Origin of the sequence: Micromonospora tarapacensis (genome assembly GCF_019697375.1) — a bacterium.
In the GTDB taxonomy this organism is placed as follows: domain Bacteria; phylum Actinomycetota; class Actinomycetes; order Mycobacteriales; family Micromonosporaceae; genus Micromonospora; species Micromonospora tarapacensis.
This window is the reverse complement of the sequence record NZ_JAHCDI010000004.1, coordinates 863,994-883,133: the sequence shown is the minus strand read 5'-3', so window position 1 is coordinate 883,133 and position 19,140 is coordinate 863,994. Positions and strand designations below refer to the sequence as shown.

General features: G+C 72.0%; 14 protein-coding genes. 7 read left to right on the top strand and 7 right to left on the bottom strand.

Annotation, left to right across the window (positions count from 1 at the left end; genetic code table 11):
* Window position 1: 1 nt before the first annotated feature.
* Genes KIF24_RS10040 through KIF24_RS10030 form a run of 3 tightly spaced genes read right to left on the bottom strand, consistent with a single transcriptional unit; the run spans window position 2 to window position 5,384 of the window.
* Window positions 2–898 (bottom strand): GHMP family kinase ATP-binding protein, encoded by an 897-nt coding sequence (locus tag KIF24_RS10040; protein ID WP_221083793.1) that lies wholly within the window; start codon window positions 896–898, stop codon window positions 2–4.
* Window positions 895–2,463, bottom strand: a complete 1,569-nt coding sequence (locus tag KIF24_RS10035) for an argininosuccinate lyase (protein WP_221083792.1) — start codon at window positions 2,461–2,463, stop codon at window positions 895–897. The genes KIF24_RS10040 and KIF24_RS10035 overlap by 4 nt, the downstream gene beginning before the upstream one ends.
* Window positions 2,460–5,384 carry an amino acid adenylation domain-containing protein gene (locus KIF24_RS10030; protein ID WP_221083791.1) on the bottom strand — a complete coding sequence of 975 codons (2,925 nt, stop codon included), beginning with the start codon at window positions 5,382–5,384 and terminating at the stop codon, window positions 2,460–2,462. Before KIF24_RS10030 ends, KIF24_RS10035 begins: the two co-directional genes overlap by 4 nt.
* A 142-nt stretch (window positions 5,385–5,526) precedes the next feature.
* On the opposite strand from KIF24_RS10030, the gene KIF24_RS10025 reads away from it, so the two are divergent.
* From KIF24_RS10025 to KIF24_RS10010, 4 genes are all read left to right on the top strand, one after another.
* Complete coding sequence (locus tag KIF24_RS10025; RefSeq protein ID WP_230416210.1) at window positions 5,527–6,288, top strand: FkbM family methyltransferase; 762 nt, start codon at window positions 5,527–5,529, stop codon at window positions 6,286–6,288.
* Window positions 6,288–7,514, top strand: coding sequence for a cytochrome P450 (locus KIF24_RS10020; RefSeq protein WP_221083789.1), 1,227 nt, complete (start codon window positions 6,288–6,290; stop codon window positions 7,512–7,514). The genes KIF24_RS10025 and KIF24_RS10020 overlap by 1 nt, the downstream gene beginning before the upstream one ends.
* Window positions 7,507–7,695, top strand: coding sequence for a hypothetical protein (locus KIF24_RS10015; protein ID WP_221083788.1), 189 nt, complete (start codon window positions 7,507–7,509; stop codon window positions 7,693–7,695). The genes KIF24_RS10020 and KIF24_RS10015 overlap by 8 nt, the downstream gene beginning before the upstream one ends.
* A gap of 71 nt (window positions 7,696–7,766) precedes the next feature.
* Complete coding sequence (locus KIF24_RS10010) at window positions 7,767–10,028, top strand: non-ribosomal peptide synthetase (RefSeq protein ID WP_221083787.1); 2,262 nt, start codon at window positions 7,767–7,769, stop codon at window positions 10,026–10,028.
* A gap of 10 nt (window positions 10,029–10,038) precedes the next feature.
* Here the strand turns inward: KIF24_RS10010 and KIF24_RS10005 are convergent, their stop codons facing one another.
* From KIF24_RS10005 to hppD, 4 genes are read right to left on the bottom strand one after another with little or no spacing between them, the layout of a single operon-like run.
* Window positions 10,039–10,773: a thioesterase II family protein gene (locus tag KIF24_RS10005; RefSeq protein ID WP_221083786.1), complete on the bottom strand. Its 735-nt coding sequence runs from the start codon at window positions 10,771–10,773 to the stop codon at window positions 10,039–10,041.
* Between the two features lie 13 nt (window positions 10,774–10,786).
* Window positions 10,787–12,283 carry an amino acid adenylation domain-containing protein gene (locus tag KIF24_RS10000; RefSeq protein WP_221083785.1) on the bottom strand — a complete coding sequence of 499 codons (1,497 nt, stop codon included), beginning with the start codon at window positions 12,281–12,283 and terminating at the stop codon, window positions 10,787–10,789.
* A complete protein-coding gene (locus KIF24_RS09995) occupies window positions 12,280–14,727 on the bottom strand; it encodes an aminotransferase class I/II-fold pyridoxal phosphate-dependent enzyme (protein ID WP_221083784.1) in 2,448 nt (815 codons plus the stop codon). The genes KIF24_RS10000 and KIF24_RS09995 overlap by 4 nt, the downstream gene beginning before the upstream one ends.
* A complete protein-coding gene (gene hppD, locus KIF24_RS09990) occupies window positions 14,724–15,761 on the bottom strand; it encodes a 4-hydroxyphenylpyruvate dioxygenase (RefSeq protein ID WP_331461066.1) in 1,038 nt (345 codons plus the stop codon). The genes KIF24_RS09995 and hppD overlap by 4 nt, the downstream gene beginning before the upstream one ends.
* Before the next feature lie 148 nt (window positions 15,762–15,909).
* On the opposite strand from hppD, the gene KIF24_RS09985 reads away from it, so the two are divergent.
* Genes KIF24_RS09985 through KIF24_RS09975 form a run of 3 tightly spaced genes read left to right on the top strand, consistent with a single transcriptional unit; the run spans window position 15,910 to window position 19,135 of the window.
* Window positions 15,910–17,049, top strand: a complete 1,140-nt coding sequence (locus tag KIF24_RS09985; protein ID WP_221083782.1) for a Glu/Leu/Phe/Val dehydrogenase dimerization domain-containing protein — start codon at window positions 15,910–15,912, stop codon at window positions 17,047–17,049.
* 29 nt (window positions 17,050–17,078) lie between these two features.
* Complete coding sequence (locus tag KIF24_RS09980; RefSeq protein WP_221083781.1) at window positions 17,079–18,014, top strand: NAD(P)-dependent oxidoreductase; 936 nt, start codon at window positions 17,079–17,081, stop codon at window positions 18,012–18,014.
* Window positions 18,011–19,135, top strand: a complete 1,125-nt coding sequence (locus KIF24_RS09975; RefSeq protein WP_221083780.1) for a sulfotransferase family protein — start codon at window positions 18,011–18,013, stop codon at window positions 19,133–19,135. Before KIF24_RS09980 ends, KIF24_RS09975 begins: the two co-directional genes overlap by 4 nt.
* Window positions 19,136–19,140 lie beyond the last annotated feature (5 nt).

The following is a 19,140-nucleotide window of genomic DNA, read 5'->3' as shown; positions in this document are numbered from 1 at the left end:
CCTATCGGTAGTCCACGCAGAGGGCGTGGTAGAGCAGAACCTGATCGCTGAGTTCGGCACAGCGGCGCAGGGTCAGGTCGAGGCGGCGTTCGTACCCGAGCGCCTGGTGTGGCAGGAGCAGGCCGATCGCGGTGCCGCTGTGTGCCACCACGACGCCGACCCCACCGGCCTCGGCACAGATGTCGAGCATCGCGGTCAGGCACCGCTTGGGCCGCAACTGCTGGTTGAGCTCGGCGCTGCGGGTGGCCACCCGGCCGACGGTCGCGAGGTCACCCACCGCGATGGCGGTGGTGAGGATCTCCAGCAGGCTCGCGTACTCGGCGCGGGTCTGCGCGGGGAACGGCTTCGGGATGCGGTTGAAGGCGACCGTGTCGACCGTGCCGCCCTCGTCGATGCCGACCACGGTCAGCGGGGGCAGCATGCCGAGCCGGGCCCGCAGCCGCACCGCTCGGTGCTCGAAGGCCACCACCTCCGGGTACATCACACCGTCGGTGGGCTCGATCTCCCGCAGGAAGTCCTCGATGCCGGAGTCGGGCAGGTGTACGCCGAGCGCGTTGGCGACCGCGCGGGCGGTCGCGACGAGGTCCGCGGAGGAGCTTGCCAGCCCTTTGCCCTCGGGGATGGTGCTGTCGAGCACCAGCTGTCCCCCGGCTCCGGGCGCGAACGTGGCGAGCATCGCCGCGGTCAGTCGCGCCGCCTTGACCTTGTGCGCGGGGGTGACACTGACCCCGCCCGAGGCGATCAGCTCGAAGGTAGCGGTGGCCCACCGGGCGATCGGCATGGTGACCAGGAAGTCGACCTGATCCGGCAGGACCCCCTGGAGCAGTTCACCGAACGTGCCGAAGGCGGAGCTGACGCCGGTGGCGGTCCGAGAGCGGTGGGCCTGTCCGGTGCTCACGACGCCGTCCCTCGCTCTGCGGCAGGGCTCGGCGAGGCTTCTCGTGTTGGTGCGGGGGGCGGAGCGGCGAAGAGCGCCTGCACGTCCCGGATCGCCGAGTCGACCGTGGTCCGACGGCGGCCCAATTCCCGCGCCAGCCGGCCGAGCGCACCGTCCTGGCGCTCCAGCAGGTCGCGGACCCGGTCCGGATGGGCGGAGCCGGCGGAGCACTTGACGCTCAGTTGCCCGTCGCTGTCGAGCCCACGCAACAGCGGCTCCGGCTCGGTCACCGGGTGTCCCGCCGCTGCGGCCAGGCGGGCCAGCAGCGGCGGGTCCGGTCGGTCCAGGGGGTCACCGATGGCCAGTTTGGCGCTGACGTACCGCCCGACGACGACCTGTGCGGTACGCCAGGGAACCCCCTTGTCGAGGGTGAGCCGATTGGCGAGGGTGAAGCCGCCGAGGAACTCCCGGTCGCAGGCGGCCCGCATCCTTTCCGGGCGCCAGCGCAGGTTTTCCAGGACCGCCTGCAGCAGGGCGAGCACACCGCGGGCGGAGCGGAACAGGTCGTGCAGGTGCGACCCGGCCTCCTTGGAGACCTCGACCATGTTGCTGTAGGGGGTCGCCCGCTGGCCGATGCCGAGATCGAGCGCGAGCGAGGTCAGGTGCGCGGTCCGGCCGCGGATGCGCTCCAACACCGGATAGTTCTTCTTCTGCGGCATGGCCGCAGAGATGCCGGCGAGTTCGTCCGGCAGCTCGACGAAGCCGTACGCGCTGCTGGCCCAGGCCATCAGGTCCGTGACGAACCGGCTCAGTCCCACGCCGAAGTGGGAGAGTTCGCCGGCGATCTCCAACGCCCAGGCCCGGGAGGCGACGGCGGTCAACGCGTGGGACTGCGGACCGGCACAGCCGAGCAGGAGGGCCATCCGGTCGCGGTCCCAGGGCAGTTCCTGCCCGCTCATCGCGCCGGCGCCGAGTGGGCTCAGGTTGACCTCGTCGTAGGTGACCACGAGTCGCCGCAGCGTACGCAGGCAGTGCTCGACGAGGGCGGTGAGGAAGAAGCCGGGCGTGATGACCTGGGCGGCCTGCAGGTGGGTGTACCCGGGCATCGGCAGGTGCGCGACGGCACCGGCCCGGTGCCAGGCGCCGCGGGCCACCTCCAGCAGGGCCCCGGCGATGTCGAGCAGTTCGCCTCGGGCGTACAGCAGCTGAGCGGTGGCCTGGATGTCGTTGCGGCTGCGGTCAACGTGCCAGGCGGGCGGCACCGCCGGCAGACCGGCCAGCACGTGCTGCTCCAACGCCAGGCAGATGTCGGAGAGGTTGGCTGCCGGGTCGGCGGTGATCCGGTCGGCGGTGGCCTCGTCGAGCAGCTCGGCGATCGAGGCCGCCTCGGCCTCGGTGACCAGCTTCATCCGGGCGTACTCGGCGAGCAGCACCCGCTCGACGAGCCGGTACCAGCCGAGCAGGTGGTCGACCTCGAAGCGGAACTGCGGTGCCAGCACGTGCTCGTGCAGCACGGCGGCGGGGTTACGACCGAGCCGTCCGGTGAGCGGCGCGGTGGTCGGCTCCACGACCGGCCGCCCGGTCACGCGGCGGTCCGGGTGGCGACGACCGGCCGCAGCAGGTCGACCACCTCGGCGGCGTGGGTGCGGAGGAAGTGTCGTCCCGCACCGGGCAGGACGATCGGCCGCGCCGCCGGGGCGAAGTGCCGCCACGCCCGCTCGGGGTGCGGCTCGGTCGCCAGCCGCATGTCGTCGGCGCCGGAGACGACCCAGGTGGGGACGGGCAGTTGCGTCCACCGCTCCCGCGCGTGCCGGAGGAAACGCGCGGCGCCGAGGGTGTCGTGCCGGTACGCCCGCTCGATGAGCGCCTCCCGCTCGCTCTTGAGCTCGTCCAGTTCGGTGTAGGTGGCCTGGGCCGCCATGTGCCGGCGGATCTCCCCCTCCCCCATCGCCTGCACCTCGGCGAGGTCCGCGGCGAGCTGTGCCGGGTCGGCGCTGGCGGCGGCGAGGAAGAGCTGTGCGGGCGGGCGACCCCGCTCATGCAGCAGGCGGGCACATTCCAACGCGACCGCCGAACCGCTGCCCTGGCCCCAGAGGATCAAGGCACCGATGGCGCCCGCCGCGATCTCGTCCGCGAGCCGGGTGGCGACCTGCGTCACGTCCGCGAGGGGCTCGTCGGGGCGGGCGAGGTCGTGCCCGGGCAGCTCGGTGGCGAGCAGGGCGCAGTTCATGGCCTTGAGTCCGGCGGCGAGCGGTTGGAAGTTGAGCGCGGTGCCCGCCGCGTCGGGCACGGTCACCACCGTCGCCACCGTCCGATCCGGCGCGGCCAGGGTCTGCAGCAGCCGCGCCTGGTTGGTGCGGCTCGCGGCCTCGGCGAGGTCGGCCAGTACCGGATTGCTGGTCAGATCGGTGAGGGTGATGAGGTGCTTGAGCTTGACGATCAGACGGACCGCCGAGAGCGAGTTGCCACCGAGAGCGAAGAAGTCGTCGGTGCGGTAGATGTCTTCCAGCGGGCGGTTGAGCACCTCGGCCCAGGCTGCCGCGAGGCGGCGCTCCAGCGGGTTGGTGGCCGGTTCACGGTCCTGGGGCGCAGCCGCCTGAGTGCCCGCCCGGAGGGCGGCGGCGACCAGCGCCGCCTTGTCCACCTTGCCGTTCTCGGTCAGTGGCAACGCGTCCACCTGGTGGAGCGTGGAGGGGACCATGTGGGCCGGCAGCAGGTCGGCCAACCGCCGTTTGAGGTCCGGTACCGGCTCGTCGACGGTGAAGAAGGCGGCGAGACGCTTGCTCGTCCCGATCGGGACGACGACGAGGCAGGCGGAGCGTACGCCGGGCACCCGGGCCACGGTGTTCTCGACCTCGCCGACCTCGACCCGCATCCCGCTGATCTTGACCTGTTCGTCTCGGCGACCGAGGAACTCCAGGTGCCCGTTGGGCAGCCATCGGCCGTAGTCGCCGGTGAGGTACATCCGCTGGTCGGCCTGGAACGGGTCGGTCACGAAGGCCAGGGCGGTCCGGTCCGGGTCGTTGATGTAGCCGGGTCCGACACAGCGGCCGGCGAAGGCGATCTGTCCGGGTGCGCCGAAGGGCACCAGGGCGAGTTGGCGGTCCAGGATGTAGACCGAGACGTTCTGCACCGGGCGGCCGACCGGGACCAGTTCGGTGGGCGGCACCGTACGCATGACTTCATGCGTCGTGTCGTCCGAGACCTCGGTCGCGCCGTAGGCGTTGACCAGCGGGACCTCGGGAAAGCAGTCGAACCATCGGGCGACGAGGTTGCGGGCGATGGCCTCGCCGGTGACGCAGACGATCCGCAGCGCCGGGCGTTGGCGCGGGGTCAGGTCCAGGTGGCCGAGGAGGACCTCGAGGTAGGCGGGGACGAGCTGCAGGACGGTGATCCGCTCCCGGTCGAGGGTGGCCAGGAACGACTCCACGTCGAGGATCACCTGCGGCGGAACGAGGACGGTGCGTCCGCCGACCAGCAGTGGTGCCAGCACCTGCCACAGGGAGATGTCGAAGCACTGTGGCGCGTTCTGGCAGACGGCGTCCTGTTCGGTCAGGCCCAGGTCGTCGATCTTGGCGCTCAGGTGGTTGAGCATGCCGTCGTGGGCGCAGACCGCTCCCTTCGGCTCGCCGGTGGAGCCGGAGGTGAAGTAGATGTACGCGGCGGCGTCGGCCGGTACGGACACCCCCGGGTCAATGGTGACCCCGGCCGCGTCCAGCGGTAGTACCGGGACGTCGGCGATGGGTTCGGCCGGCGCCTCGGCCAGGAGCAGTCGGGCGGCGCTGCGCCGCAGGATGCCGCCGATCCGGGCATGCGGATAGGCCGGGTCGATCGGAAGGTAGACCAGGCCGGCCTTGAGGATGCCGAGGATCGCGGCCACCCACGGCAGGCTCCGTTCGCTGAGTACGGCCACGACGTCGCCGGGACGGGCACCCGCCACGATGAGCCGGTTCGCCACCGCGTTGGCGCGTTGGTCCAGCTCGGCGTACGTCCACCGCAGCTCGCCGAGGACGGCGGCGACGGCGTCCGGGGTACGCCGGGCCTGATCGCCGATCAGCTCGTGCGCCCGTCGACCGGGCAGCTCGCGCAGCTCGCCGTGCAACACGTTGAGCTGCCGCCACACGTCCTTGCCGCTGAGCAGTGAGTGCTTCTCGTGCGGGGCCTCGAGGTCGGTGTCGATAGCCCGCAGGACCCCGTGCAGGTACTCACCCACCCGGGACACGTCGACGCCGCGCAGCAGGTCGGCGCGGTGCCCGAGGAGAACGGCGGTCGGCGGTTCGCCGTCGAGGGTGGCCTCGCCGGTGTCGGTGCCGAGCAACGAACGCCAGGGACCAGGAGGTAGCTCGGGGTCCCCGGTCAGCACCGACCTGACCTTGGCCCAGGCCGCCGCGACCACCTCGCGGGGTGGCACCTGCGCGGCGTGGGCCGCCCTCGTCACGGCAGCGGCCGCCTCATCGGACAGTTTCCATCGGTCGTGGTCGGCCTGTGCCGGTAGCGGCTCTGTCACGTACTCGCCCCTCCCCCACGTACGGATCCGTAGTCATCGACTGGCAACTACTGTAATCTCTACACAACTACAGTCAATACAAGATGACTGGAAAGCCACGTACGAAGGGTCGATCGAAAGGGAGGTACGGCGCGTGGAGCGGATGCGCCTGCCCAACGGCTACGACGTCATGCAACTCAACGGCGGCGAGACGAGCCTGATGTACCGCAACATCGTGACCGGACGCGCCTACCTGCAGCACGGCGTCACCCTGAGGCCGGGTGGGACCGTCTTCGACGTCGGGGCGAACGTCGGCATCGCCTCGCTCTTCTTCCACTGGGAGGCGGGTAGCCGTGTTTTCGCGTTCGAACCCGCACCAAGGTGCCACCAGGCGCTCGCCGCCAACTTCACCGAACACGGGATACGCGGCGCGGCCCACCCGTTCGCCCTGTCGGACCGGCCCGGCAGCGCGGTGCTCACCAACTACCCCGAGATCACCGCGATGACGAGCTTCCACGCCGATCGCGGGTACGACGAACAGCTCACCCGCGCCTTCCTCGCGAACAGCGGATTCGACACCGTCGACATCGAGGAGATGGTGGCCGACCGGCACCACAGCGAGGCGCTCACCTGCGAGCTGCGGACCTTCTCCGAGGTCGCCGACGAACTCGACGGGGAGCCGATCGACCTGGTGAAGATCAACGTCGAGAAGGCGGAGGTCGAGGTGCTGCGCGGAATCGCCGAACGGCACTGGCCGACGATCCGGCAGCTCGTCGTGCAACTGCACGACATCGCGGGACGGCTGCACCGGCTGCGTCAGGAACTCACCGAACGCGGTTTCCGGGTCGGAGTGGCCCAGGATCCGCTGCTCACCGGCACCGACATCTTCGAGTTGTTCGCAGTACGCCCGCACGGAGGCGCGTGATGGACCAGCTGACCGACGTGGACCTGGGCGACCCGGAGCTGTATGTCAGCGGCAACCCGTACCAGGTCTGGGACCACCTGCGCGAACACGCCCCGATGTACCGCAACCGGCGGCCGGACAGCTCCGAGTTCTGGGCGATCACCACCCACCGCCTCGCCACCGCCGTCTACGAGGACCGGCAGTCCTTCACCTCGGAACGCGGCATGCGCATCGGTGGTGAGGGTGCCGCCGGACGCGCCTCGGTCGGCAAGATGCTGATCGTCACCGACGGGACCCGGCACCGGCGGATGCGCGACGTGCTCAACCCCGCCTTCACGCCGAGATCGGTACAGCGGCTGGAACACAGCATGCGCGCCATCGTGCGGCAACTCCTCGAAGAGGTACGCGACCTCGACTCGTTCGACTTCGTGGACCGCATCGCCGGGCGGCTGCCGCTCTACGTCACCTGCCAGCTGCTCGGCGTACCCCGTGACGACTGGGACCTGATGATCGAGCTGACCCGTACCGCGTTCGGCTCGGTCACCGAGGTCGACGGCGACCCGATCAGCGACGCGCTGCAGGAACAGGCCCACGCCGACATCTTCCTGTACTCGGCTGACCTGATCGCCGAACGTCGCCGCAGCCCCGGCGAGGATCTGATCAGCGCCATGGTGACCGGGCAGTCGGCCGGCTACCGGATGTCCGACGAGGACATCCAGGTCAACATCAACGGCATCCTGACCGGCGGCAACGAGACCACCCGGCACGCTACGGCCGGCGGCGTACTGGCGTTCATCCAGAACCCGACGCAGTGGCAACGGATGCGCCACGAGACGCACGAGGTGATGCCGACCGCCGTCGAGGAGATCCTGCGCTGGACCGCGCCCAGCCTGCACGTCATGCGCACCGCGCTCACCGACGTCATCGTCGGATCACAGCTCGTCGAGGCCGGCGAACAGGTGACCATCTGGAACCCGGCGGTCAACCGCGACGAGGCGGCCTTCCCCGACGCGGTCCGCTTCGACATCACCCGATGGCCCAACCGACACGTCACCTTCGGCATGGGGCAGCACTTCTGCATCGGCGCCGCCCTGGCCCGGCTCGAACTGCGAGTCGCCCTCGACGCCCTGGCCAGCCAGGTGACGCGCGTCGAGCTGACCGGACCGGTCCGCCGGCTCAGGTCGAACCTGATGTGGGGCCTGGACCAGCTTCCCGTACGCATTCATCTGGAGGACGATCGTGACTGAGGCGCTGACCTCCGCCGCGCAGCCGACGGGTGCGCCCGACGCACCGACCGATCTGGTCGACGACCCGCGACACGTGGATTACTGGCAGCGGCACCTGCGGGGCGCACCGCCCCGGCTCGGCCTGCCGTACGACCGACCGCCGGCGCCCGGTCCGACCCGCTCCCCGCCTGCTTCGAGCTGACGCTGCCACCGGACGTTGGCCGGACGATCGGCCGGCTGGCCCGACGCGAGCGGGCGAGCACCCTGATGGTGGTGACCGCCGTCGTGGGCGCCTGGGCGTCCCGCCTCGCCGGGCAGGACGACGTGCTGGTCACCACGCCACTGACGCGGGCCCGGCACCCGGAGCAGATGCTGCCCGCGACCGTACGCCTCGACTGCTCCGGCGAACCCTCGTTCACCGAGCTCCTGCGCCGCACCCGTGAGGTGCTGCTCGACGCGCTGGCGCACCGCAACCTCGGCGCGTCGACCCTCCTGGCGATCTCCGGGCCGCCCCAGCTGGCGGTCTCGGTCGGCACCACGCCGCCCGCCATGTCCCACGACACCGAGCTGCACCTGTGGTTGGCCGAGGACGGCAGCCGGGCGCTGCTGCACTACCGGTCGCCCCTGTTCACCGCCGCCACCGCGCAGCGGCTGCTGCACCAGCTCACCCTGCTGCTGACGGGGGCCACGGCGCAGGACGGCGGGCGACTGTCCGAGCTGCCGATGCTCAGCCCGGACGACCAGGCACTGCTCGATCGGCTTCCCCGCCCGAACGTGACGACGCCGTCGTCGGCCGTACCGGCGCAGCTGTTCGCCGAGACGGCAGCGGCCCGACCGGACGCCGTTGCGGTGCGGACCCGCGACACCGCGATCAGCTACCGGGACCTCGACTCCCGAGCCCAGAGGCTGGCACACCACCTGCGGCAGTCGGGCGCATGCGCCGGCAAGGTGGTCGGAGTCTGCGTCGGCCGCGGGGTGGAGCTGCCGTTGGCCTTCCTCGCGGTGCTCAAGAGCGGGGCGGCGTACCTGCCGCTCGATCCCCGGCATCCGGCCGAGCGGCTGCGCGACGTCCTCGACGCCGCCGGCGCGACGCTGGTGCTCAGCACCGGCAACGAGGCCGGTGCGGTGGCCGCGTACACCGGCCCGGTGCTGCTGCTCGACGGCGACGCGGAGGCGATCGCCGCCCACCCCGACACCCCCCTCACCGACCTGCCGGCCCCGGCGGAGTTGGCCTACGTCATCTACACCTCCGGCTCCACGGGGCGTCCGAAGGGTGTGGAGGTCACCCAGGCCGGGCTCGCCAACCTGGCGGTGACGTTGCGGGACCGGTTCACGGTCGGCCCCGATGACCGCACCTCGCTGTTCTCCTCGGCGGCCTTCGACGCCTCCGTCTGGGAGATGGCGATGGCCTTCTCCGGTGGGGCGACGCTCGGCGTCCTCACCACTGCCGAGGCGACCCCGGCGGAGATCGCCGGCGAGATCCGGGATCTGGGCCTGACCGTCGGAACGTACCCACCGACCCTGCTGCGGGCGCTCACCCCGGACGATCTCGGCAACCCGCGCCTGGTCATCTCCGCCGGCGAGCAGTGCGACCGCGACCTGGCCGCCGTCTGGGCCCCCGGCCGCCGACTCGTCAACGCGTACGGACCGACGGAGACGACGGTCTGCGCCACGTTCACGGACGTCACCGCCCCGGTCACCAGCGCACCCCCGATCGGCACCGCCCTGCCGAACCTCGCGGTCTACCTGCTCGACTCCGTGTTGCGGCCGGTGCCGGTCGGCGCCCCCGGGGAGATCTTCGTTGCCGGGGTGGGACTCGCCCGCGGGTACCGGGGGCAGCCGGCCCTGACCGCGGCGACGTTCCTGCCCGACCCGCACGGCCCGGACGGCTCGCGCATGTACCGCACCGGTGACCTCGGGCGGTTCGGCAACGACGGTCAGTTGCACCACCTCGGACGCGTGGACCACCAGGTGAAGCTGCGTGGATTCCGGGTGGAGCTGGGCGAGATAGAGCATCACCTGATGGCACAGCCCGAGGTCCGCGACGCGGCCGTGCTGGTACGCCGCGACGGCGACCACGACCGGTTGGTGGCGTACCTGACCGTCAGCGATCCGGCCGTCGACCCGGTGGCGCTGCGGGGCGCGCTGCGCGCCCCACTGAGCCGGGCACTGCCCGACTACATGCTCCCCGCCGCGTACGTCGTGCTGGACGCGATGCCGCTGAACAGCAGCGGCAAGATCGATCGCGCCGTCCTGCCGGACCCGTCGGACGAGGCCCCCACCGAACCGGCCGGGCAGTGGCAGACCCCGGACGAGCAGCGCATCGCGAGCGTCTGGCGGCAGACGTTGGGCATCAGCCAGGTACGGCGTACGGACAGCTTCTTCGAGCTGGGCGGGCACTCACTGGTGGCGGCCCAGATGATCGGCTCGGTACGGCAGGCATACCAGCTCACCCGGCTGCCGATGCGCCTGCTGTTCGAGAAGCCGGTGCTGGCCGACTTCGCCGCGGCGGTCGCGCGGCTCGGGTCAGCCTGACGCGGACCCCTCAGCCGGCCAGATCCTCGTCGATGACCCGGAGGAGGGCCGGCGAGGGGTCCAGGAAAGCCCAGTGGTGGCCGTCGAGAGTGACCGCGCGGTCCCGGCCGAACCGGGCCCACCCGGCGGTCAGGCTCGGCGGCACCGTGCGGTCGCCGCGCCACGACAGCACGGTGACCGGGCAGGGCATCGACCCGGGCGCGGCACCGCCGAAGCCGCGGTAGGCGCGCAGGTCGCCCTCGACCGCCTCCATGGCCAGCTCGACGATCTCCGGCGACGGTTCGACGCCGCGCGCCCGCACCAGCTCGGCGACGACCTCGGGCAGCCGGTCGGCGGGGACATCCAGCAGGCTGCCGAACGGGACCTCGTCGGGGGCGACCATCGAGGAGGCGAAGAAACGGCGTGGCGGGTGACCGGCGGCGGCCAGCCGCACCGCCACCACGTACGCGGCGAAGACGCTGTTGCAGTGGGCGAAGATCGCGTACGGCCGGTCCAGCAACGGCTCGATCGCGGCCAGCAGGTCCTCGGCGAACGGTCCGTACGCCTCGTACGCGGGCTCCAGCAGCCGGTTCTCCCGACCCGGTGGTTGCAGAAGGCAGACCTCGACGTCACCGATGCGACGCGGCCAACGGTGGTACATCGAGGCGCCGGCACCGAGGTACGGCAGGCAGAACAGGCGGGTGGCCGGGTCGCCCTCGACCGGGCGCAGCAACCAGCCATTGGCGCGCGTGGCGTCGACCGACATCGTTGTCCTCACCTCACGGAAGACGGATCCGGGCGAGTGCGCTGCGGTCCACCTTCCCGGTCGTCGTGGTGGGCATGGTCCGCAGCGCCCCGATCGCGGTGGGTCGCATGGGCCCGGGAAGCTTGTCGCGCAGGTACGCCCGCAGTGTGTCGAGCGCGGTCGCCGGCGCGGCCGGGTGCAGCTGCACGTACGCGACGAGGCGCTGGTCCGCGCCGGCCGGTACGACCACGGCGGCGGCCACGGCGACGTCGGGATGTTCGCTCATCACGTTCTCGATCTCGCCCAGCTCGATCCGGTGGCCACGGATCTTCACCTGGTCGTCGTCGCGACCCCGCAGCTCGAGCCGCCCGTCGGGCAACAGCCGTGCCCGGTCGCCGGTGCGGTAGAGCCGCTCGCCGGGGTGGTCGGGATCGGGTACGAAGCGCTGCGCGGTCAGCGCGGGCCGGCCGAGGTAGCCACGGGCCAGGCAGACGCCACCGAGACAGAGTTCACCGACCGTACCGTGCGGCACCGGACGCAGGGCGGAGTCGAGGACCACCGCTCGGGTGCCGGGAATCGCGGTGCCGATCGGCAGCGCCGCGGGCTGCGGGCCCGGCCGCACGATGTCGCTGACGGCGTACATGGTCGCCTCGGTGGGGCCGTATAGGTGGTGCACCCGTGCGACGCGGTCGGCCAGGCGCCCGCCGAGCGCGGGCGGAACCCGGTCGCCACCGATCAGGGCGACGAGTCCGGACGCACCGGTCCAGCCGGCAGTGAAGAGCATCTGCCAGGTCAGCGGGGTGGCGTGCAGGTAGCGCGGGATGGTGACGGAGAGCAGCCGCGCCAGCTCGGGACCACTGCGGGCCTGCTCGCGTCCGGCGATCTCGACCTGCCCACCGGCGCAGAGCGGGAGCAGCAGCTCCAGCATGGCGATGTCGAAGGTGAGCGGGGTGACCGCGAGCCACCGCTCGCCCGGTGCATAGCCCACGGCCCGGGCGGTCGTGCTGAGGCAGTTGGCCAGCGCGCCGTGGGTCACGCCGACCCCCTTGGGACGCCCGGTGGAACCGGAGGTGTAGAGCAGGTACGCCAGCTGGTACGGATGGCCGTCGAAGCCGACCTCCCCAGGTGCCGGGGCGAGAGTGTCCAGGCGGAGCACCGGCAGCCCGGCCAGGACGGGCGGCACCGGTTGCGTCCCGTCGGTGAGCAGGAGCCGGGCCTGGGCGTCGGCGGCGACGTAGCCGAGCCGGTCGGGCGGATGGGTGGCGTCCATCGGGACGCACACCGCGCCGGATGCGGCGATCCCCAGCAGCGCCGCGGGCAGGTCCGCGCTGCGGTCGGCGAGGACGGCGACCCGGTCCTCGGCGCGTACTCCGGCGGCGGCGAGCCGGTCGGCCACGGCGCGGGCCAGGCCGGTGACGGCACCGTAGTCGCGCGACTGGTTGCCCTGGCGTACCGCGGCGGCCTGCGGGGCGTGTCGGGTCCACGGCCGTACCAGCTGAGGTACGGCGATCGCGGTACTGGTCGCCGTCATGCGCAGGTGTCGGTGATGAAGCGGGCGAGTCGCCCGACGCCGTCGATGATCCCCTGCTCGGTGAGGTAGCTGACGGACAGCCGGATGGCGTGCAGTCCCGCGTCGGGGCCGGGCTCGACGTGGAAGTAGCTCATCGGGGTCCAGAGCACGCCGTACTCCCGGGCACAGTGGTCGAGTTGATCGTCGGCGGCGACGAACGGCACGGTCAGGCTGAGGAAGAATCCGCTGGCCGGGTCGTTCCAGCCGACCCCGAGCCGGTCGCGCAGCGGCTGCGGGAAGTGGCGGTCCAGTTCGGTGCGGAGCAGTCGCATCATTGTCGAGTAGCGCCGGGCGGCCGGGACGGTGGCCTCGCCGAGCCGGTGGTCGGCGCGCAGCAGCAGCCCGCCGACGAGTGCCTGGCTGACCGGGCTGGTGTTCACCGTGACCATACTCTTGATCTTGGTGAGCTCGTCGACAAGTAGGCCGGTGCCCGCCGGCCGGTGCACGACCTGGTCGGCTATCACGTAGCCCACCCGGGCGCCGGGGAAGGCGGACTTGGCGAAGGATCCGACATGGACGACCTGCCCGTGCCGGTCGAGCGCCTTGAGCGTGGGTGGGCGGTCGGCGGGGCCAAGCAGGCGGTACGGGGTGTCCTCGAGCACCAGCGTGCCGTGCGGGCGCAGCACCTCCAGCAGTCGCTCGCGGGCGGCCCGGCCCATGGTGGTGCCGGAGGGGTTGGCGGCGTCGGGGACGAGGTACAACAGCCGCGCTCGCTGTCCCTCGGCCCGCAGCCGCGCCAGGAGGCGCTCCAGGCACGCCAGGTCCGGGCCGTCCGCGGTCTCGGGCACCGCGCGGACGGTCACGCCGAGCAGGCTCGCGACGCCGGTGATGCCGGTGTAGCACGGATCGGGTACGAGCAACACGTCGTCGGGGCCGGCGCAGAGCGCCCGCACGGTGATCAGGAGTCCTTCCTGCGCCCCCACCGTGATCACGTACGCCTCGGGGGCGGCTCGGATCCCCTCGTCCTCGGCGACGGAACGAGCGACGATGTCGCGGATCGTGCCGGCGGTCGGCCCGTACTGGAACAGCTCGCGGGTCAGCGCGTTCTCGCCGTGGCCCTGCGCGTGCCGGTGGTCGAGGTAGGACCGCAGGTGCCCGGTCAGCTCCGCCAGGTCGTACCCGCCCTCGAACGGGCGTCCCGGCGCGAAGGACACCGCCTGCGGATAGCGGGCGACGATGTCGTTGAGGAAGGTCATCGTACGCAGCACGGGATGCCGCAGGCTGGCGTGCAGTTGCGTGAGGTGCAGGCCGGGCGCGGCCGGCTCGCCGCACACCGGCACGGTGGTCGGGTCGGTGGGCAGGGGTGCGGCGGCCGGTTCGTGGTGGCGGGCGGCCGGAGCGGTGATGGCGGCGGGGCCGATGTCGGCGATGGTGGCCAGACCGGCCAGGAGCATGCTCTCGGCGAGATCCTCGATCAGGATCCGAAGGACGTCGCCGACCCCCGGTTCCCCGGCTACGGCCAGCCCGTGCAGCACCGGCCGCCCGACGAGGACGGCGGTGGCGCCCAGCGCCAGCGCGGCGAGCACGTCGATGCCGGTGCGTACGCCGCCGTCGAGCAGGACCGCGACGGTGCCGTCGACGGCGCGTACCACCTCGGGGAGGACGTCGACGGCAGCGCTCACCCCGTCCAACTGCCGCCCGCCGTGGTTGGAGACGACCACGCCAGCGACGCCCGCCGCGACGGCCAGCCGCGCGTCCTCGGCGGTCAGTACGCCCTTTACGAGCACCGGAAGCGTGGTGGAGCCGCACAGCCGTGCGACGTCGTCCCAGGTGAGTCCGGTGGCGAAGCTGGTGGCCGCGTGCCCGGCGGGACGACCGGACCCGTCCCGCCAGGAGGCGGGCAGGTTGACCGGCACCACCCCGTCCGGCAGCCGGAAGCCGTTGCGCAGGTCACGCAGACGACGGCCGAGGCGGGGGGCGTCGACGGTGAGGACCAGTGCCTCGAAGCCGGCCCGCTCCGCCGCGGTCACCAGGCACGCCGTGGTGTCGGGATCGCGTAGTGGATACAGCTGCAGCCAGAGCGGAGCCGTGGTCTGCGCGCGGATCTCGTCGAAGGCCCGGCCGGCCATCGTGCTGACGACAAGCGGGAGACCGCGGGCGCAGGCGGCCCGCGCGGAGGCCAGTTCCCCGTCGGGGTGGATCAGGGTGTGGTAGGCCATCGGCGCGATGCCGACCGGGGCGGCCCAGCGGCGTCGGAGAACCGTGACGCCCGGGTCCACGGTGCTCACCCCGGTCAGCACCCGGGGCCGCAGCCTGATCCGCCCGAACGCGTCCCGGTTGGCCGCGAGAGTGCGTTCGTGGCCCGCGCCACCCTCGACGAAGTCCCACACGTCGGGCGGCAGTTTGGCGCGGGCGGCCGACGCGAAGTCGTCGAGGCTGAGGTGAGGCCGGTGCGGCGCGGTCATCGACTGCGGGCGCTCTCACGTTGGCGCTCACGCTCGACCGCCTCGTAGAGGGCACGGATGTTGGCGCTGCCGAAGCCGCGGGCGTCGTTGCGCTGGATGAGTTCGTGGAAGAGGGTCCGGCGCGGGTACGGCGAGCGGGTGAAGATCTGGAGCAGGTAGCCCCACTCGTCGCAGTCGGCGAGGACCCCGGTGTCGCGCAGGTCCCCGATGCGGTCGCGCAGCGAGGTGACCCGATCGAGCAGGGTCTCGTAGTAGACGCCGGGTGGGGTGAGGAAGGCGATCCCGGCGTCGCGCCCCTGGCGGACGGCGGTGACGATGTCGTCGACGAGGAAGGCGAGGTGCTGCACGCCGGCACCCGAGTGCCGGTCGAGGAACTCGTCGATCTGTCCGGCCTCGTGCGACAGGTCGGGTTCGATGAGGGTGAACGTGATGGCGCCGGAAGGGCTGCGTACCACCACCGAGTCCATCGCCTGCGCGCCCACCTCGATGTACTCGCTGGAGTATCGGGGCAGGCCGAAGGCGGACGCGTAGTGGTCGGCGGTCTGCTGCAGGGTTCCGCCGGGCAGGCAGACGGCGATGTGGTCGAGCGCCCGGATGTCGAGCGCGCCGCGGGAGACGGGACGCTCGGGCAGCAGCGTCCACTCCAGACCGGGCGGTAGTGGTGCGGCCCCGTCGGGGAGCAGGGTGTGGACGACGGGTCCGAACCCGGCGGCGACCGCGACACCCGCGGGTGCGGGCAGCATCGGTGTGCCGGCCCGGACCAGCTGTTGGATGTCGGCGTCGAGATCGGTGCTGGTCATCGGGATGTCGATGATGCCGGTGCCGTGTCGTTCGAGGTGTCCCGCGAAGGGCCCACCGATGCCCACCGGGGACGACACGACGATGGTCACCGGACCGTTGCGCAGCGCCAGGGCCCGCCGGTCGGTGTCGGCGGCGCTCGCCGCCGGGGCGAAGGCGAACCCGTCGCACAACAGGTCGACGGTGCCCTGCGGGTCGTCGGTGACCAGGTCCAGGTACGGGATGTCACGAAACACTTGAACCCCCACCAATGTTAACTCTTGTTATGCCGACTTTACTCAAGTCACTGTATTTGTTTAGTATCGCCTCGTCAACCGGCGCAGGACGCGGACCGCAACGGCCGCCACCGCCCGGTGTCCCGGTGGCTTTCCTGATCGGAGTCGCATGACCAGTCAGATGAAGATCTTCATCCGCGACGAGGAACACGACATCGAGGCGTTCGTCGTCGCCGACTCGCTCGTCGCCGGACGCGCCATGGGCGGCACCCGGATGACCACGGACGTCACCATCGACGAGGTCGCCCGCCTCGCCTCGGCGATGACCAGAAAGTTGGCCCTGGCCGGCATCCCGATCGGCGGCGCGAAGGCGGGCATCCGCTGCGGGCTGCCGCCGGGACCGCACCGCAACCGGATACTGGCCGCGTTCGGCCGGCAGATCGCCCCACTGCTACGCGGCGGCCTGTACCTCGGCTCGGACCAGGGCATCACCCATGACGACCGGGACCTCTTCTTCTCCGCCGCCGGTTTCGACCCGCAACGTCGGCTCTCCTGGTTGCCCTGCGGTTGGGGAGAGCTGTGGAGTCGGTGCCGGGAGGTGACCGGGTTCGGTGTCTGCGAGGCGGTCGACAGCGCCGCCGGAGAGCTCCTCGGGCCCGACGCGGTGCGTTCGGTCGCCATCCAGGGCTTCGGCGTCGTCGGGCGGGCGGTCGCCGCCGGGCTGGCCGCCCGCGGCTATCCCGTGGTGGCGGTCGCCGACCGGCACGGCACCGTCAGCGCGCCCGGAGGGCTTCCAGTAAGCGCGCTGCTGGACGCCACCGACAGCACCGGCAGCATCGACCGGCGCCGGCTGCCCACCGGACTCGACCTGACCACCACACCGGACGCCTGGCTCGACGTCCCGGCCGACATCCTGGTCCTGGCCGCCGGCAGCGGTGCCGTCAACGACGACAACGTGCACCGGATCACTCCACGGCTGCTGGTCGAGGCGGGCAACCTGACCTGCACACCCACCGCCGAGGCGACGCTCGCCGAGCGCGGGGTCCACACGCTGCCCGGTCCGGTGATCAATGTCGGGGCGGCGGCGGTGACCGGCCTGCTTCTCACCGACTCCGTCAGCAGGTGCTCCGACCCGGACAGTCTGGTCGCCGGTCTCTTCGAGACCGTCGCCGCCATCATCCGCGGCAACACGACCGAGGTCATCACCCGGGCACGCGGCACCTGCCGGCCCCTGAGCGTCATCGCTGACGCTCTCGCCACCGAACGGGCCGGCGCCCGCGCCGCGAACGCAGAGCCGCTGACGGTATGAGCCCGCGCGTCTGTGTGTACCACCCGAGCTTGGGTCCGGCCGTCGCCCGGGCCCTGCGGGCCGCCCACCCACGGGTACGTGTCGACGTCGTACCCGATGTCAGTGTGCACCCGCCGCAACCGGAGACCATCGACGTCCTGGTCGCCAACCGTCTCCCCGACGGCCTGCTGAGCCGCTGCACGCGGCTGTCCTGGCTGCACCTGACCGGCACCGGCACCGACCACCTGGCCGCCGCGGGTGCGCCGCCGGGGCTTCGCGTCACCACCTCCGCCACCGTCCCGGTCCGCGCGGTGGCGGAGTTCGCGTGGATGGCGGTCCTGGCGTTGGCCAAGGACGCGCCCCGGCTGCGCGACCAGCAGCGCGAGCGGCGGTGGTCGCTGCCCGACGCCCGGCTGGTCTCCGGGTCGCGGCTGTTGCTGCTCGGCCTCGGCCGCATCGGTTCCGCGATCGCCGAGCTGGCGGCACCCTTCGGCGTCCGGGTCACCGCGGTGACCCGGAGCGCCCGACCGTCGCCACTGGCCCAAACGGTCCTACCGCCGCACCTGCTGCGGGCCGCCGCCACCGACACCGACCACCTGGTCAGCACCCTGCCGAGCGACCCGAGCACCCGTGGCCTGGTCGACCGTCAGGTGATCGAGGCGCTGCCGGACGACGCGGTCGTGGTCAACGTCGGTCGGGCCGACACCCTCGACACCCCCGCTCTCGTCGCCGCGCTACGGGCCGGACGGTTGCGCGGCGCGGTGCTCGACGTCCACGACGAGGAGCCGCTGCCACCCGACAGTCCTCTCTGGGAAGTGCCGGGACTCTTCGTCACACCGCACGGGGCGTACCGGTTTCCGCAGGAGGAACATGCCGTCGCCAAGGTTTTCCTCGCCGAGTTCACCGCCTGGTCCCGCGAGCCGACAACGGTGGACCAGGGCGCTGCCGCGTGCCCGTTCCTGGCCCGGACCGGGGTGATCCGATGACCACCCAGTTCACCCTGGACCCGGCCGCGATGCTCGCCGAGGCCAGTCTGCCTGTCGACCCACGGGCTCCCTACCAGCAGGGCCTGCAGCGGCTCGCCGACGCGTTGCGCGGCGAGGGCCGGCTGCACTCACGTGGCGCGGCCGCCGTGCACGGCGGACTGGTCACGGCGCTGCGGCTGCGCGCGGCGGTGGAGCGGCTGCACGCGCAGGTCCCGGACGTCGGGAACGTTCCGCTGCGGCGGCCCATCTTCGTCACCGGGCTGCTGCGCACCGGCACCACACTCGCCCAGAACCTGCTCACCGAGCACCCGGCGATGCGGGCGCCCGCGCTGTGGGAGCTGATGCTGCCGGTCAGCGAATCCGGCGCGGACGCGGAGGACCTCGCGGACCGGGCGCAGGGGTACGTGGACGAGTACTACACCGTCGCCCCGCTGTTGCGCTCGATACACTTCCTCGACGCCCGACGCCCCGACGAGTGCCACCGGCTCACGGGTAACGCCTTCGCCAGCATGGTCTACGGGATGCGGTACCGGGTGCCGTCGTACGACCGCTGGCTCGACGAGAACGGCATGCTGGCGGCGTACCGCGACCACCGGCGCCAGCTGCAGGCGATCCTGTGGCGTCGCCCCGGCCGGAACGTGGTGCTCAAGTGCCCGTTCCACCTGTGGCACCTCTCCGACCTGGTGCGGGTCTACCCGGACGCGCGGATCGTGGTGCTGCACCGCGACCCCGCCGTCACCGTCGTCTCCACCTGCCTGCTCTGCGAGACGGTACGCGGCGCCCGCTCCGATGCCATCGACCGGCACGAGATCGGTCGACAGTGGTCGACCGCGGTCGCCACCGGGCTACGCCGTTTCGCCCGCGACCGGGCGGCCCTACCGCCGACGGCACAGCTGATCGAGGCGGACTACGTCGACCTGGTCCGCGACCCGATCGCCACCATGCGCGAGATCTGCGACCGACTCGGCGTCGGGCTGGACGGGCCGGCCGAGACGGCCATGCGTCGATACCTCGCCGCCCATCCGCAGTACAGCACCGGCGCCTACCGCTACCGCGCCGAGGACTACGGCCTCGACCCGATGCACCTGGCCCGGGACTTCGCCGCGCTCCGACGTCCGTGACCCAT

Bases quoted from the DNA above. Each gene is read 5' to 3' on its own strand.
- KIF24_RS10025 (WP_230416210.1), top strand. From the start codon at position 5,527: ATGCGCCTGCCCAACGGCTACGACGTCATGCAACTCAACGGCGGCGAG.
- KIF24_RS10020 (WP_221083789.1), top strand. From the start codon at position 6,288: ATGGACCAGCTGACCGACGTGGACCTGGGCGACCCGGAGCTGTATGTC.
- KIF24_RS10005 (WP_221083786.1), bottom strand. From the start codon at position 10,773: ATGTCGGTCGACGCCACGCGCGCCAATGGCTGGTTGCTGCGCCCGGTC.
- KIF24_RS10000 (WP_221083785.1), bottom strand. From the start codon at position 12,283: ATGACGGCGACCAGTACCGCGATCGCCGTACCTCAGCTGGTACGGCCG.
- KIF24_RS09995 (WP_221083784.1), bottom strand. From the start codon at position 14,727: ATGACCGCGCCGCACCGGCCTCACCTCAGCCTCGACGACTTCGCGTCG.
- KIF24_RS09985 (WP_221083782.1), top strand. From the start codon at position 15,910: ATGACCAGTCAGATGAAGATCTTCATCCGCGACGAGGAACACGACATC.
- KIF24_RS09975 (WP_221083780.1), top strand. From the start codon at position 18,011: ATGACCACCCAGTTCACCCTGGACCCGGCCGCGATGCTCGCCGAGGCC.